The organism is Clostridium aromativorans (assembly GCF_020908015.1).
Lineage (GTDB): Bacteria > Bacillota > Clostridia > Clostridiales > Clostridiaceae > Clostridium_B > Clostridium_B aromativorans.
In genome coordinates this window covers 79,650-95,173 of record NZ_JAJJPB010000007.1, presented here as the reverse complement: position 1 = coordinate 95,173, position 15,524 = coordinate 79,650, and the positions used below count along the sequence as shown (strand labels likewise).

13 protein-coding genes are annotated in these 15,524 nt (G+C 38.2%); all 13 read right to left on the bottom strand.

Translation table 11 applies throughout. The annotated features are described in order from the left end of the window. Positions 1–22 precede the first annotated feature (22 nt). The 13 genes from acsB to cooS all read right to left on the bottom strand — a co-directional run bounded on the left by acsB (position 23) and on the right by cooS (position 15,400). Positions 23–2,149: an acetyl-CoA decarbonylase/synthase complex subunit alpha/beta gene (gene acsB, locus LN736_RS07890; RefSeq protein ID WP_150357366.1), complete on the bottom strand. Its 2,127-nt coding sequence runs from the start codon at positions 2,147–2,149 to the stop codon at positions 23–25. Positions 2,150–2,182: 33 nt separating this feature from the next. After that, positions 2,183–2,968 carry a carbon monoxide dehydrogenase/acetyl-CoA synthase methytransferase subunit gene (acsE, locus tag LN736_RS07885; RefSeq protein WP_150357364.1) on the bottom strand — a complete coding sequence of 262 codons (786 nt, stop codon included), beginning with the start codon at positions 2,966–2,968 and terminating at the stop codon, positions 2,183–2,185. Between the two features lie 80 nt (positions 2,969–3,048). Then, a complete protein-coding gene (gene acsC / locus LN736_RS07880; protein WP_150357363.1) occupies positions 3,049–4,401 on the bottom strand; it encodes an acetyl-CoA decarbonylase/synthase complex subunit gamma in 1,353 nt (450 codons plus the stop codon). Positions 4,402–4,442: 41 nt separating this feature from the next. Then, entirely contained in the window at positions 4,443–5,387 is a 945-nt protein-coding gene (gene acsD / locus LN736_RS07875; protein WP_229981309.1) for an acetyl-CoA decarbonylase/synthase complex subunit delta, read from the bottom strand. Between the two features lie 26 nt (positions 5,388–5,413). Then, on the bottom strand, positions 5,414–6,187 hold the full coding sequence (locus LN736_RS07870) for an ATP-binding protein (RefSeq protein ID WP_229981308.1): 774 nt from the start codon (positions 6,185–6,187) through the stop codon (positions 5,414–5,416). A 94-nt stretch (positions 6,188–6,281) separates the two neighbouring features. Then, on the bottom strand, positions 6,282–7,664 hold the full coding sequence (lpdA, locus tag LN736_RS07865) for a dihydrolipoyl dehydrogenase (RefSeq protein ID WP_229981307.1): 1,383 nt from the start codon (positions 7,662–7,664) through the stop codon (positions 6,282–6,284). A 19-nt stretch (positions 7,665–7,683) separates the two neighbouring features. Beyond that, complete coding sequence (locus LN736_RS07860; RefSeq protein WP_150357355.1) at positions 7,684–8,559, bottom strand: methylenetetrahydrofolate reductase; 876 nt, start codon at positions 8,557–8,559, stop codon at positions 7,684–7,686. 22 nt (positions 8,560–8,581) lie between these two features. Continuing rightward, positions 8,582–9,232 (bottom strand): methylenetetrahydrofolate reductase C-terminal domain-containing protein, encoded by a 651-nt coding sequence (locus LN736_RS07855; RefSeq protein ID WP_150357353.1) that lies wholly within the window; start codon positions 9,230–9,232, stop codon positions 8,582–8,584. A gap of 27 nt (positions 9,233–9,259) precedes the next feature. Further along, entirely contained in the window at positions 9,260–10,114 is an 855-nt protein-coding gene (locus LN736_RS07850; protein ID WP_229981306.1) for a bifunctional 5,10-methylenetetrahydrofolate dehydrogenase/5,10-methenyltetrahydrofolate cyclohydrolase, read from the bottom strand. 107 nt (positions 10,115–10,221) lie between these two features. After that, positions 10,222–10,854 carry a cyclodeaminase/cyclohydrolase family protein gene (locus tag LN736_RS07845; protein ID WP_150357350.1) on the bottom strand — a complete coding sequence of 211 codons (633 nt, stop codon included), beginning with the start codon at positions 10,852–10,854 and terminating at the stop codon, positions 10,222–10,224. A gap of 21 nt (positions 10,855–10,875) precedes the next feature. After that, entirely contained in the window at positions 10,876–12,552 is a 1,677-nt protein-coding gene (locus LN736_RS07840; RefSeq protein WP_150357348.1) for a formate--tetrahydrofolate ligase, read from the bottom strand. 3 nt (positions 12,553–12,555) lie between these two features. Further along, complete coding sequence (locus LN736_RS07835) at positions 12,556–13,329, bottom strand: ATP-binding protein (protein WP_179978551.1); 774 nt, start codon at positions 13,327–13,329, stop codon at positions 12,556–12,558. Between the two features lie 178 nt (positions 13,330–13,507). Beyond that, entirely contained in the window at positions 13,508–15,400 is a 1,893-nt protein-coding gene (gene cooS / locus LN736_RS07830) for an anaerobic carbon-monoxide dehydrogenase catalytic subunit (protein WP_229981305.1), read from the bottom strand. Between the last annotated feature and the right edge of the window lie 124 nt (positions 15,401–15,524).

Here is a 15,524-nt window from a genome sequence, read left to right as displayed (position 1 = left end):
CGTTATCCTTCTATCAAATTTACTACATTATAGGATCCATAGTAAGTGCAGGATGCCCCTTTTCCTCCAGGAATTTCATCACATCTTCAGATTCAGTAGCAATGGTTTCATCACATATCATATCTGAAAAATTATCTATATCATAGAGCTCTTTAGCTGTCTTATTCAATTTTTCTGCTACAAAATCCTTTAACTCCTTAGGCATCCAGACTATTCTGGCGATTCCACCCTCGGCTTTCATGAACTTCTTTGAAGATATAAAAGGTCTGCCGTGTCCCATGAATCCAGGAGTCTGAACTCCGCCGCCGGTCATGGATGCCAGTTCACCAAAGGTCATTCCAAGGGGAGTCATGGAAGCATATTCTCTGTTTACTATTACAACACCATTGGCCTCCGGCATTATACCCGTGATACATTCAAAACATCCACAGGAAGTCATAGGATCCTGTAAAATACTATACAAGGTAACATTGTTTACAGCACCTTGAGATATTTTTGAAACAGTTTCATTGACTTTCTCCCAGATGCCTGCATTTTCATCAATTACACCTTCCTTAGGTACCGCCTGACATGGTCCTGTAGGATTTAATTCAAGTGTAGCTTTAGCATCCAGCCAGGAAACTGCTCCGCAGAGCCCAAGTCTTTCAGGTGTTATTATACATACATGTGCAGGTGCAAAGGACTGACATAGATTACAGGAATAAAAAGTATCAACTTTTTCATCTACCAGAGATACAAGTCTAGCATCCCTTTCTGTATATCTTGGCATAGCATATTTTTCCTTTAATTCTGAAGTTTTAGCTGGATCTGTAGTTATAATAATTTCACATTTGTCTACAACAGAACCAAATTCATCCAACATCTTAGCATATATCACTTCTCCAAAATGCTTCAGTCTAAACCCTTTATCATAAGCTTCCTTGCCTATTCTAACCCAGGTCAGATTTCTCTGTCCTACATGCATTACTCCCTCTATATAATTTAGAAAATAATGAAGTCTCCTTTCAAGTACCGGTTCAAAGTCTTTCTGCATATTAGCTCCTGCTACCTTCACAAGCATTCCAAGAGGCATTCTTCCAGGTGCTTTGTCTATAGTGTCAATATCCGGACCTATAAGCTCTATTTTATGATCCTCAATTTCTCCAGGATCCACATTCATTACCAATTCCCAGGCTTCAGTTTTGCCCCCTCCAAATTCTGCAAGCATGTCATTCTTCCTTATTCTTTCACCTTCAAAAGCTGCAGCAAAAGCAACTGGAATTGGAATCTCAGTTATCTTTATCTTTATTTTTCTAGCTTCTAAAGAGGTCTTGACGAATTTATCATAATCCTTTTGAGTCAATAAAAGTGTAGGTACTTCCGTTACATCCTGATCAGTTATTACAGGGAATCCAAGAGCTATAGCCCCTGCTCCGGCAGAAACCACAAGTTCACTCAATGGTCCAAAAGCATTTACAAAAGCAGGCACCCTCTCCGCAGTATACTGCAGCATTTCCTGAAGCGCACCGCCTTTGATTCCTCCAAATATGAGTCCAGCTCTTATAGCTACAGTTACAACATGTATTACGGAAGTAACATCGTATCCAAGAGGAATAACTCTAAGGTCAAGTCCCATCTTAACTTTTCCCTCTACAGCCTGATCTATTACCTTTCCCACCAAAAACGTAAGCAGTCCTTTTGACTGATAATCTTTTATGATCTTAGATGCAGTATCAACGTCCGGACATTCTCCCAACACAACTGCTACACCTGGTATATCTCCTGTAACAAGCGGTACTCCAAGAGATCGTATTATTGGATCGGATATAAATCCAACACAGGGCTCAGTATAAGGAGCATCAGACAATACATATTTAGCTGCTTCTATTATCTCAGCTGCTACGGCCGTTGCAAGACCCGAATTCAGAGCTTTATCAAGAGTTTCCTCTTCTACTATAAGACTTCTGACTATGTCCAGAGCCCCCTCTAATTCCCCCACATTGGTTATCTTTTTTCCTGTAGCTGCAAAAATTACCGGAAGTGAATATGCAGTATCCGGGAAGGCCACTTTATAATCTTTACCCTTTTCATCCACAGCTTGTTTAACTATGCCCTCAGCTGCTGCCAAAGCCTGTTTTGAACCAGTGAATATAGTTTGAAATAAATTCATTTTTAGCTCCTCCTATTTTTAAATATTAAAAGACTATAACTCTAAGTAGGAATCTGCATACAACACAGCTCCATTTATAACATCACAGGTCTTTATTGTTTCCATCAATCTTTTATCACAAGGATTCATTATTGCAGAAGTCAGTCCGCTTTGTATTGCCATAGCTGCATAAGTGGAATCCATTATAGGTCTTATTTCCTTTGGTGCTCCATTGGATACATTGCTGAGTCCGCAGCAGGTCCTGAGTTCCATTTCACTTATCAACTTAATAGCTTCCAATACTTCTTTCTGTTTATCCTGCATACCCTTTATCACTAAAAACAGTGGATCAAATAGTAAATCAGTAGGCTCCATTCCAAGTTCCATGGCTTTTTCAAGCATTTCCGTACAATATGCTATTCTCTCATCATTATCTTTTGTAATTCCCTCTTTTGCACACAATGCTATACACATGGCATCATATTCTGCAGCTAGATCTATGTTCCCAATTCTCTCCCCTGCATCTGCAGAATTTATTATAGGTTTACCTTTTTCCCTATTGTATATTTTAAGACCTGCTTCAATTGCTTTTTTATTTGTAGTATCAAGCGCCAGTGGAACATTATCGAATTCGCTTTGAAGTGCCTTAACAGCCCACTGCATTATTTCTTCTCCATCTTTTCCTGCAGGTCCTATATTCAAATCTAAATAATCAGCTCCTGCATCCAATTGTTCTTTAGCTCTTTTAAATATAGGTGCAGTATTTCTTTCCTCAATAGCCTTTCTGATTGTTGGAGATATACAGTGAATTCTTTCACCTATGATCATAAATTTATCCATTATTAGACGACCTCCTAATTTTTATATTTTCAGCTGCTGGTTAAAATTTCTCAGCCAGCAACTGTTTTATTAAAAATTTACTATTTTACCGCCATTTCCTTTAACAATTTAGGAATATACATAGCTTCCGTAGTGCCCACCACTATGTTCCAGTCTGGAAGATTTTCTTCCAATTCACCTTTTAAAACTGCAACTTTTCCAGGAATTATAAGAGTTCTGTTCTTAGTTTTTTGTTCTATTCCACTATTTTTCACCATATCAGCTATTACACTGCCGGTAAATTTACCCGCAGCCCAGGAAGTTAAAACAGAATATCCTCCTGCATCAGGGATAACCATCCACACAGGCATCTTTGATCTCTCAACTTCTCCTGAAACTATAAAGTAAGTCAGTGCAAAGTCAACGGTACACATTACAGGTGAATTATCATCTGCATTATTGAGCCCGTACACTCCAACTTCTACCCTCATTGGTTTTTGAGGATCCGTAAATATATTTTGTCTTATTCCATACAGCGGCAGCGCCCTACAATAATCCATGTCACTTAAAACAAGTATTGAACCATATTTCATGGTAAATAACGTGGATAAGGTCACCTCTTGGAATTTATCTCCCTTTGCAAGCTCATTTAAAAACAGTATGGAAGGATATCCAAAAGTTCTATCCTGTCCTTGAAGATTTATTCTCCTTATCTGAACTGTATTTTCAAAAGTTTCCTTTATGGATTTTGAACCAGGATCCAAAACCAGATTCTTATATCCTAATTTTTGAATTCCTTCTACCAATGTATAGAGTTCCTCCAGATTATCTGCTTTTACTCCCAAAGGTATATTGTCCTGTTTTACAAGTTCTACCATATCCTTAAAATTGTCTTTGTTTGCACCATAGGCCAGAGGGTTTTCGTCTTTTACTATGGGCAGTGCTTCCTTCATAACTGCTGCGTCCTCGCAAACTAATATATAAGCCACCTTTAATCCGCTGGATTTTACTCTGTTTATCAGTGCAAGATATTTATCTTTATTTGAAACATATCTCAAGGCAACAAATTCAGTTTTCATCTCTTCACCGATTCTAACATACTTCACATCTTTCATATGCTGAATCTTAGTATCTATTTCCGAATCTTCCATATTCTCTGATAAAAGTACTGCAAATCTATTTCTATTTACAAGTGTTTTTTCATGCCTGAATAGAACAGTTTCTCCACCTAATTTATATTCCGTATCCCCTTTTCCTACAGTTATTGTCTTCATAAGGGGTGCTGTAGCTTCTGCTAATTTTTCTATAGACTCTTTGCTCATATGGGGGCATTTACTTATTTCCACCGCTCCAGATGCCACCTTCATTGAAAAAGCCAGGCAAGTTGGGAATCCACAATCCTTACAATTTTTTTTGGGTGTTAACTTAAATATACCTAATCCTGTTAAAGCCATTTTGAATCCTCCTTAATTTAAATACAAGTATAGTTTTCTTATTATCCCAATAGTTCATTAATAAAACTTCTCATTATCTCCACAGACTTAGGATGGCGGAGTATTATAGCATTACTTCCTGAAGCCAATACTCCTGAAGCTGCTGCAACTTCCATAGAAACTCCCCTGTCGTCCTGGTTTCCCCATTCTGGAGTGTCTGCTTCCGGCTCTATCGATTCCTTCACCTTCCAGGTCTCGAAAGAAACCGGAGTGATGATTGGAACTTGAAGTGTTTTATCATTTTGAGTTAAAGCTGCAAGCTTTACTCTGTCCAAAGTTGATATAACATATTCATATCCATACCCGCCTGCCGAACATCCTACATTATCTACAAGCTTTTCATTATCAATTCCAAGTTGATTTACTAAAATGTTTATCTGCTTTGCCAGATTTATATCCACTGAAGATTCAGCTACAATTTTGTTGTTATAAGCTAATACACCAGCTGCTCCTATGGTTTTATAATTATCCTCTACAGCAGACATTAAAAGCACATTGCGTCCTTCCGTTTCCTGTGCAATTTTTTCAAATAATTTTGCATCCTTTTCATGGTTGCCAGTACCTGCAATTACCAAAGGAGTCTTTATGGCTTCAACTACCGCTTTAACTTTTTGTGCACAATCCTCTGGTGATGCATCCTCTCCATTGGGATCTGCACTTATAAGTCTTAAGCATATGAAATCTGGGCTGTATTTTTCTTCAACAAATTGCGCCCATTTTACAGCATCACTTGAAACATCCTTATACAGTTCTTTCAACGCGTCTGTCCAATCCTCTGGATAAATATCTGAAATCTCCATACCAATTTTTGGTGCATTTCCAGTATTCCCATCAAAGCTGTAAAATGGCAATACTGCTTCACCGCCCAATTTTATAGCTTTTTCTCCAGTTCCAATTTCAACTTCACCAATTTTACCTGAATATTTTTGTGCTGGTTTTTTTAACATAATGTTGCCTCCTTATAGTTACTTAGTTACTTTTTAAATTCAATTTTCGATAATATTTCATTCAATGCTTTCCTACATGGGGAATTATCTGGCAGGTCTACCAGCGCCTTGCCATCCGAGTCATAGTCATACACCATCTGATCCATAGGCACAACTCCGATTAAATCCAATTCTTGCTTTTCTATTTCTTTCTTTATCCCGGCATTTAATTTGCCTCCTGGAGCTCTGTTGACTATGAGAAAAATCTGACCAACTTTTAAATTTAATTCTGAAACCAGCTGCCTTATTCTTCCTACAGCCTGTATACCTCTTCTGGAACAGTCACTTATGAGAAGTAGGGTATCAATGGGATCTATAAGCTTTCTGCTAAGGTGTTCCATACCGGCCTCATTGTCAACTACTATGTAGTCATAATTTCCTGAAAGTGAATCTACCTCCGCTTTAAGTATCCCATTAACATAACAATAGCATCCTGGTCCCTGAGATCTTCCCATGACAATAAGATCGTATCCATCACCTTCAGTCATTGAAGCATTTAATTTATACTTCAGATAATCTGCCTTTCTCATGCCCCCCGGAAAACTATCTCCTGAAAGTGATCTTTGATTTACATCCTCTTTTATTTCCCCTATAGTTTCTTCAATTTCTGTTCCAAGCACTTCATTTAAATTAGAGTTGGCATCGGCATCGACTGCCAGAATAGGCCCAGCGCCTTTTTTTATAAGATAGTCAATTAAAAGACCTGTCAGTGTAGTTTTGCCCGTGCCTCCCTTACCTGCTACAGCTATTTTGTATCCCATAGTTCAACCTCCTTATATTGCCATGATAAAAATTATCTATAAACATTTTAATTTAAAAATTCTACCAGTACATATATCCCCAGAGACATGATCCCTATTTAATAGAGTGAATGCATTGATTATGGACATCATGGAGTGCTTCCATTATTCCCTCAGAAAGTGTGGGATGGGGGTGAATAACTTCCCCTATCTGCTCTGCAGTCAACCCCAATTCACAGGCAACAGTGAGTTCACCAATCATATCTGTAGCCCGTTCTCCTACTATTGCAGCTCCAATAATAACATCTTTTTCATCTGTAATTATCTTTACAAATCCCTGGAATTTGCCCATAGCCTGGGCTTTCCCAAGACCTCTAAAATCGAATTTCCCAATCTTATAGTCTATTCCTCTATCCTTTGCTTCGCTTTCCTTCATTCCTACAGATGCCACTTCAGGTTCTACAAATATACAACCCGGAACAGCTCTATAGCTCATTTTCTTCTTTTTATTCAGTACAGCATTGTAAACAGCTACAATACCCTCCCTAGAAGCAACATGTGCAAGAGCCGCACTGGGCAGTAAATCACCTATGGCATAAATGCCCTTTACATTAGTTTCCAAATACTCATCTACAATTATTCTACCTCTTTTATCAGTTTTAATTCCAACATTGTCCAATCCTAAACCATCAGTATAAGCCCTTCTTCCAACAGCTACCAGCATGGTTTCCGCTTCCAGAACTTTTCCACTTTTCAGTACAGCAGTTACTCCATTTTCCTTAACTTCTACACCGGATATGCCATCTCCTACAAAATACTTTATTTTTTCCCGTTTAAAAGCTCTTTGAAGTTGTTTTGCCACATCTTCATCTTCAAGAGGTGCCAGGTGAGGCAGCATTTCCACTACTTTGACTTCAGTTCCCACGCAGTGAAGGAAATATCCTATTTCACAGCCTATAGGGCCTCCTCCTACTATAATCATGGATTTTGGAAGCTTATTTAAATTAAGTACCTCATCAGAGGTTATAACCCTTTTACCGTCATATTTAAAAAATTTAGGTGCCACAGGTACGGAGCCAGTGGCAAGCACAATCTTATCTGCCTTTACAGTCTCCTTGGTTCCATCTTCTCTATCTACTTCTATTTCACTGCTATTTAAAAGTTTTCCCGTACCTTTTACAATTTTTATTCCCCTGTATTTTAATATCGCTTCTATTCCTTTAACCAGCTGAGCTACAATTTTATTTTTTCTCTTCATAATAAAGTCAAAATCAACTTTTGCTTCTCCCTCAAAATCAATTCCAAATTTCGATGCATCTCTTGTTACATTTAAGACATCTGAACAAGCAAGCAGTGCTTTAGTAGGTATACATCCTACATTTAAACAGGTACCACCCAGATATCCCTTTTCAATCACAGTTACATCTGCCCCTAAAATAGCAGCCTGGACAGCAGCTACATATCCGCCTGGTCCTCCTCCAATCACAACTAATTTCATTATAATCGCTCCCCCTATTTTATAATCCTGCTTCATCCAATATCAAAGGCACATTCTCTTCAGCCCCAATGGCCATTATATGAACTCCATCAAATAATTTTTCTTCTTTTATACGTCTTATAAATTCTGCTGATATCTTTATACCTTCTTTAACCTTGTCTTCAGCATTTTTCATTCTGTCAATAAGTTCCTCAGGTACAAATATCCCCGGTACATTTTTATTCATATATTTGGCCATACCAGCCGATTTCAAGGGTATTATGCCAATCATAATCTTGGCGTTTAAATCTTTAGTTTTTTCTTTAAATTCCCTTAAAATATCTATATCATAAACAGCTTGAGTTTGAAAAAATTTAGCTCCAGCTTTAATTTTTTTCCTCATTTTAATAATCTGAAGCTCCAACGGCTCATACTTAGGGGTAACACAGGCTCCTAAATAGAATTTAGGAACTCCATTTAAATCATTTCCACTCATATCTTTTCCAGCAGCTAAAGCACTGGCTACTTGTAATATGCCGACACTGTCAAGATCATAAACCGGCTTAGCTCCCGGATGATCTCCTACACCAGTATAATCTCCTGTAAGTGCCAAAACATTTTCTATTCCAAATACACCTGCAGATAAAAGTTCGCCCTGAATTGCTATCCTATTCCTGTCTCTTCCCGTTATTTGAAGTACTGGTTCTAATCCTGCATCCTTTAGTACTTTACAAGTAGCAAGAGATGTGGCTTTTAACGTAGCAGATTGAAAATCTGTAACATTTACCCCATGAACCCTTCCCTTCACATTATTGGCACACTCAATTAAATGAGAAAGATCCGTTCCCTTGGGAGGTGCCATTTCAGCTGTAACTGCAAAATCACCCTTTTTAAAAGCTTCTTTTAGCAAGCTCATTTTTAAATCCTCCTTTTGATCATTACTTAGCTCTCAAGTTTATCTTCCTAGGGTGTGAGCTTATCTGATAATCTCTTGGTTCTCTTAACTCTTCCAGATTATCAAGCTGCCCCAATTCCTTCAACCTATTATATATTAGTATCCAGGCACAATCATTCTCGGGATTGACCTCACATTTGCCGTCTCTCGCCCCGCCGCAGGGACCATTTAAAAGCCCCTTTGCACACAGAGTAACAGGACATATTCCACCAGTCCACCCAAGCTGACAGTTCCCACAGGCTCTGCAAGCCTCAGAATACTGGCCTACCCTTTCTACTTCACCTATAAACATGGTATTATTCCCCGGATAAACAGGAATATCAACCAACTTGGCTACAGTCTGCGTCCCATCCCCACAGGACAGAGACAAAATTGCATCTGCTTCTTTTAATTCGGATTTCATGGATTTTAAATCTTTTCTCGTTTTCAAAAAACTACAGGAAGGATCAAGTATTTTATAGCCTAGAACTTCTTTACCATTTTCCTCTAGTTTAGTTTTCATTTCCATCACTTCTTCTTCTCCACCTACTTTACAGGTAGAAGCACAAAGTGAACATCCAGTGATTATTACTTTTTTGCTGTCCTTGAGATAATCCAGTAACTCCTCAAAAGGTTTCTTTTCTGAAATAATCATATCTTACCCCTCCATTTATTCAAAGGCCTATAAATTATTTTGCAATTTGCAGGCTTTTATAACATGTTGTGCCAATATGGAAGACGTTACCGAGCCCACTCCTGCCGGCACAGGCGTAATCATTGAAGCTTTTGGCTCACAATCCGCTGTATTCACATCTCCACAGATCTTTCCATTTTTATCTACGTTTATTCCCACATCTATGACTACGGCACCATCTTTTACATACTTTGAATCTATCATTTTAGCTCTTCCTATACCCACTACAAGTATATCCGCTTCCGAACAAACCTCTGGCATATCCACAGTTTTGGAATGACATATTGTAACTGTAGAGTTTTCATTTAAAAGAAGCATGGCCATTGGCTTTCCAACTATCATGGATCTTCCTATTATAACTGCACGCTTCCCCTGCATAGGTACCTTATAGTGCCTTAATATCTCTATAACCGCAGATGGAGTACAAGGGGCAAAACCCGTTTTATCTTTTTCCATCACTTTTGCAACATTTACAGGGCTAAAACAGTCCATATCTTTTTCGGGGGCAATTACATATTTTATGACATTTTCATCCAGCTGCTTTGGGAAAGGTCTAAACACCATTATCCCGTTTACACTCTTGTCTTCATTTACTTTTTTCAGTTCTTCAATAAATTTATCCTGTGCTATGTCTTCAGGTAACTCCCTGACAGCTGCGTCTATTCCAATTTTACTGCATCTTTTTAAAGCTCCTCTTTCATAAGCAAGGTCACTTCCGTTTGCTCCAACTCTCACTATTACAAGTTTTGGAGTAATACCCTTTACCTTTAAATTTTCAACTTCTTTAGTTAAAGTTTCACTTATGGCATCTGCCACAGGTTTACCTTTAATTATCTGACCCATACTTATAATCTCCTTCACATTTAAAATTAACTGCATGTCAAACTAGAATTGATTGATAAATGTCTTCGCAAGAAACACAAATATTTCCTGCGAAGTTATCATATTTCTCACTTACAAAGCTTATCTAGAACTTTCTTGTACACTTTATCGGCAATTTCAGCACCCTTATCAACTAAGGGCTCTGTTTCTAATTTTACTTTTTTTACATATTCCTCATCTTTAATAGAATTTATGTTTATTATTACATTGAGCTGTGCTCCAATAATAGCAGCTTTAAGACACTGAACTCCTACTCCCACATCACTTATGGCAAGCTTTGAACAGTTGTCTACAAGTGCCTCGTGAAGTTCAATGGCTTCATAGGCTTTCTTAACAATATTTACCGGAACACTGCAGGCTTCCTTTAAACACCTTTCCAAAGTCTCCGATTTCAATTTCCTTTCCTGTTCAGTATTTTTAGGCATTCCATAAGCCCTGGAAAGCGGGAGAAAACACTCTGCATCCTCATCTGTCAATTTTAAAAGTTCATCCTGTAAATCAGCAGCCTTTTTCAATATTCCCTTTACCTTTTCATCATATTGGGCATACTTTTTCTTGCCTATAGTAAGATTGCACACCATACTTCCAAGTGCCATACCTATGGCTCCTACAATTGCAGAAGCTCCGCCTCCACCTGGTGTGGCTGATTTAGAAGCTAAAACCTCCACAAAATCCCTGCAGGTTTTATCTGCCAATTTCATATTGCCACCTCCTAAAACATCCTAGAATAATCCACTTATCACTCCATTTTCATCCACATCTATTTTTTCGGCAGATGGAACTTTTCCAAGCCCTGGCATCTTCATTATCGAACCAGTTACTGCAACCACAAAACCTGCCCCTGCCGAAACTGTAACCTGTCTTACTGTAATCTTGAACCCCGTAGGTCTTCCAAGTTTAGTCTGATCATCAGTAAGGGAGTATTGAGTTTTAGCTATACAAACCGGAGTCTGTCCAAAACCTAGTTTCTCCAATTCATCAATTTCCTTTTCTGCCTGACTTGTAAAATTAACATCATCAGCACCATATATTCTTTGAGCTATAGTTCTTATCTTTTCTCTAATTGAAAGTTTTTCATCATAGGCAAACTGAAAATCATTCCTGCCGTTTTCTATAAGATTCAGTACTTCTTTGGCAACTTCTATTCCACCTTCGCCGCCTTTTGCCCATACTTCCGACAACTTAACATTTACGCCCAATTCCTTACACTTATCTTCCACCAATTTAAGTTCAGCTTTTGTATCAGTAGGGAAAGCATTCAACGCAACAACTGCAGGCAGTTTATATACCTTAGTTATATTCTCTACATGTTTTAACAGATTAGGAAGTCCCTTTTCAAGAGCTTCCAAATTTTCACTATTTAATTCAGCTTTTGGAACTCCACCATTGTATTTCAGCGCCCTTACTGTAGCAACTATTATTACTGCATCCGGTTTTAACCCTGCCATTCTGCATTTGATATCAAGGAATTTTTCAGCACCGAGGTCAGCACCGAATCCTGCCTCTGTAACTACATAATCGCCAAAATGCAGTGCCATTCTAGTAGCCATTATCGAATTGCATCCATGAGCTATATTTGCAAATGGTCCACCGTGTACAAATGCAGGTGTTCCTTCAAGAGTTTGAACTAAATTTGGCTTTAATGCATCTTTAAGAAGTGCCGCCATAGCTCCCTCAGCTTTTAAGTCGTGAGCCGTTACAGGTTTGCCATCTCTAGTGTAGCCTACAACTATTTTAGCAATTCTGTTTTTCAAATCAATTATGTCACTTGACAGACAGAATATAGCCATAATTTCTGAAGCAACTGTTATATCAAATCCATCTTCTCTAGGTGTACCATTTGCCTTTCCACCCAATCCATCTACAACAAATCTAAGTTGTCTGTCATTCATATCCACGCATCTTCTCCAAGAAATTCTTCTCGGATCTATGTTAAGTTTATTACCTTGATATATATGATTATCTATCATTGCTGCCAGTAAGTTGTTAGCAGCAGTTAATGCATGTATGTCTCCTGTAAAATGCAGGTTTATATCCTCCATAGGTACTACCTGGGCATATCCACCACCGGCAGCTCCGCCTTTTATTCCAAATACAGGTCCCATGGACGGTTCTCTAAGTGCAACAACTACTGATTTGTTGAGTTTTGCCAGTGCATCTGCAACGCCTATTGCTGTGGTAGTTTTTCCTTCTCCTGCTGGAGTCGGGTTTATAGCTGTACAGAGTATAAGTTTTCCATTTTTACTAGGAGTAGTCTTTAACAGGTTATAATTCACTTTTGCTTTATACTTACCGTATAATTCAATGTCATCTTCGGAAATATCAAGTTTTTTAGCAATGTCTTTTATGTCCTCCATTTTACACTCCTGAGCTATTTCTATGTCTGATTTATAAGTCATTTATTATACCCCCATCTCTAATTTTTGTTTTATTTTTTTTACCTCCTCCACGGTTTCCTTATCGGAATCATAGGGAGATTTATTAACTCTGTCAGAACTTCCTACCGCGCCACTGTAATGCATAAAACCAAGACATTCTTTTTCGTCTATATTTTTAAGTACAAAATTTTCATCCTCTTTATTTTTAATTTTATTAGCTACTACAAATATCTTCTCAATACCTATATCCATGGCCAATTTTTTTACATGCTTAAAAGTCTGTATACTCCTTATGCCAGGTTCTACAACAACAATAAATACATCTACACCCTGGGCCGTTCCCCTTCCCAAATGTTCAATTCCAGCTTCCATATCCATTATTACAATATCTTTATTCTGAAGAAGTAAGTGAGAAGTCAGTTTTTTCAGCAGTACATTTTCAGGACAGAAACACCCTGTTCCACCGGTGTCAACTGTACCCATAGTTAAAAGTCTAACACCATTATATTCTCTGCAATATCTCTCTGGTATATCATCTACTTTAGGATTTATTTTGAACATCTTTCCAAAAGCTCCCGGTGTAGATTTAGTTCTTTCAGCTACTAATTTTTTCATTTCTGAAATTGGCACAATTTTTTCAGTTATCTCAGGGGGAAATCCTAGAGCCAGTGCTAAATTGGGATCAGGATCCGCATCCACAGCTAAAACCTTATATCCTTCTGATGCATATATTCTGCTCATTACTGCTGCAAGCGTAGTTTTTCCCACACCACCTTTACCTGTTATAGCCATCTTCATCTTCATATGCAATCCCCCTCTTTCATTAATATTTGACATAAGCTGCATCAATTGTTATAAAAAATTTCCTCAAAGTGATACACAGATATTTCAGTGTATCACTTTGATAAAATATTTTGTATCATTTTAAGCCATTACGAATTAAAACCCGTTATTAACTTATTTTCAACAACTGTATTTAAATCCCTATTTTCTTGCGTTTTACATTCATTCTATTTACAATCTGTTCAACTGCCTTTTTAGGATCTGTTTCTATAAAGAATTTAGCCCCTACCCAATCCTCAATTTTATTGGTAAGAATGTCCACTACTTCCGGCCCACCTGTTACAGGAGGAACTATCCCAAGCCAAACATCAATACCTGAAGTTACTACATAGGTACCTATTGCCACAGCCTTTTCAGACATCCATTCCGGCGCTATACCTGCTACTGGAAGATCGCTCATGTCAACTCCCAGGTGGTTTGCCACTCTTCCAACCAGATCCAGTATACGGCTTATATCCACACAAGATCCCATATGAAGGACAGGTGGTATATCTACAAGTTTACATACAGTAGCTAGTCCAGGTCCAGCATATTTTACTGCTTCCTTCTGTAATAATCCATATTTTGCCGCTGCCTGAGCTGCACACCCAGTAACAACGACGATAACATCATTTGCTATTAATCCCTTTATAGTTTCAATATGGCTGTAGTCCTGAGTAGTCTTAGGGTTGTTGCATCCAACTACAGCTGCAGCCCCTCTCAATACTCCAGATACTATAACATCTGCCAAAGGTTTTACAGTTTGCATTGGTCCTATCTCGGTATTTACAACTTTATCTAATTTATTTAAAATTTCCTCTACACTATATCCTACAATTGCATTTGACTTTAATTGAGGAATCATTACTTTGCTCTGGTCTCTATTTTTGAAGTTCAATATTGCCTCTCTTAAAATCTTCTTGGCCGAATCCAACGGGTGTTCTTCATCCAGCTCAATATAAGTTGAATCTTTAATATGCGCCTTTGGTGAAGTAGTTATAAACTTAGTATGATAAGATTGTGACAACTTCGCCAGTGCTGGCATTATACACTGCACATCTACTATCAATGCATCCACTGCTCCCGTAACAACTGCCAGTTCCTGCTGCATAAAGTTTCCTGCCAGCTTTATTCCATGCCTCATACTAATTTCATTTCCAGTACAACACATTCCACACAGGTTTATTCCATCAGCACCCACTGATTTAGTTAGTTCTATCAGCTCCGGATCGGAGGCTGCTTGTACTATCATTTCTGAAAGAATTGGTTCATGTCCGTGTAAAACCACATTTACAGAGTTCTTCTCAAGTACTCCAAGATTTGCTTCAGTATCTACCGAGTGAGGAGTTCCATACATTATGTCGCTGAATTCCGTACCCATGTATGATCCAAGCCATCCATCCGTCAATGAACATCTCATAGACATTTTGATCATGCTCTCTGCATCCGCATTGCATCCCATGTGGGTTGAGTGCATAACTGCCGTTATCTCTCTATCAACTGCCCTTGGAAATATACCAAGTTTTTTCCAAATTTCTTTTCTTTTTTCCGGAACAGAAGGTGGTAAATTTACTTCTCCAAGCTGTCTCCCATAATCATTCAATCCTTCCTTTGCTACATCATGTGCTATATCATATTTATCTCTTCCTTTAGTTTCAACATTAAATCTCCCTGCAACTCTCTTTAATTTTTCCTCATCTTTAACTTTTATATTTCCATCTTCACTAGTATGATACAAAGTAAGAGCTATACTTCTGCCATGATCCGAATGTGCCGCCGTACCTGCTGCAACCATTCTTGCAAAATTTCTAGAAACTATTACATCTGCCGTAGCTCCACATATGCCCCTTGAAACTCCCTTTCCAGGTACGGGACTTACTCTACAGGGTCCCATAGCACAATTCCTGCAACAGACTCCAGCTGAACCAAATCCGCAGGGTGTCTTTAGTGCAGACTTTCTATCCCAGGCCGTTTCCACTTCATCCTTCTTCGCTTTTTCCAGCAGTTCCAATGTAGCCTTGTCAATTGAGATCGTCTTCTCTTCCATTTTAATAATTCCCTCCTTCTCAAAATAAAAGCTTTACAACAGCAATTATTTCTCAAGTCAACTTAATTACCTAAAACCCATATTATACTTATAAAATAATTGTATTTGACTACAATTATAGATA

Excerpts from the sequence above, each read along its gene's own strand:
- LN736_RS07855 (WP_150357353.1), bottom strand. The coding sequence starts at position 9,232 with ATGATTATTTCAGAAAAGAAACCTTTTGAGGAGTTACTGGATTATCTC.
- cooS (WP_229981305.1), bottom strand. The coding sequence starts at position 15,400 with ATGGAAGAGAAGACGATCTCAATTGACAAGGCTACATTGGAACTGCTG.
- LN736_RS07840 (WP_150357348.1), bottom strand. The coding sequence starts at position 12,552 with ATGACTTATAAATCAGACATAGAAATAGCTCAGGAGTGTAAAATGGAG.
- LN736_RS07835 (WP_179978551.1), bottom strand. The coding sequence starts at position 13,329 with ATGAAGATGGCTATAACAGGTAAAGGTGGTGTGGGAAAAACTACGCTT.
- acsD (WP_229981309.1), bottom strand. The coding sequence starts at position 5,387 with ATGTTAAAAAAACCAGCACAAAAATATTCAGGTAAAATTGGTGAAGTT.
- acsB (WP_150357366.1), bottom strand. The coding sequence starts at position 2,149 with ATGAATTTATTTCAAACTATATTCACTGGTTCAAAACAGGCTTTGGCA.
- LN736_RS07850 (WP_229981306.1), bottom strand. The coding sequence starts at position 10,114 with ATGGGTCAGATAATTAAAGGTAAACCTGTGGCAGATGCCATAAGTGAA.
- LN736_RS07860 (WP_150357355.1), bottom strand. The coding sequence starts at position 8,559 with ATGAGCTTGCTAAAAGAAGCTTTTAAAAAGGGTGATTTTGCAGTTACA.
- LN736_RS07870 (WP_229981308.1), bottom strand. The coding sequence starts at position 6,187 with ATGGGATACAAAATAGCTGTAGCAGGTAAGGGAGGCACGGGCAAAACT.
- lpdA (WP_229981307.1), bottom strand. The coding sequence starts at position 7,664 with ATGAAATTAGTTGTGATTGGAGGAGGACCAGGCGGATATGTAGCTGCT.
- acsE (WP_150357364.1), bottom strand. The coding sequence starts at position 2,968 with ATGGATAAATTTATGATCATAGGTGAAAGAATTCACTGTATATCTCCA.
- acsC (WP_150357363.1), bottom strand. The coding sequence starts at position 4,401 with ATGGCTTTAACAGGATTAGGTATATTTAAGTTAACACCCAAAAAAAAT.
- LN736_RS07845 (WP_150357350.1), bottom strand. The coding sequence starts at position 10,854 with ATGAAATTGGCAGATAAAACCTGCAGGGATTTTGTGGAGGTTTTAGCT.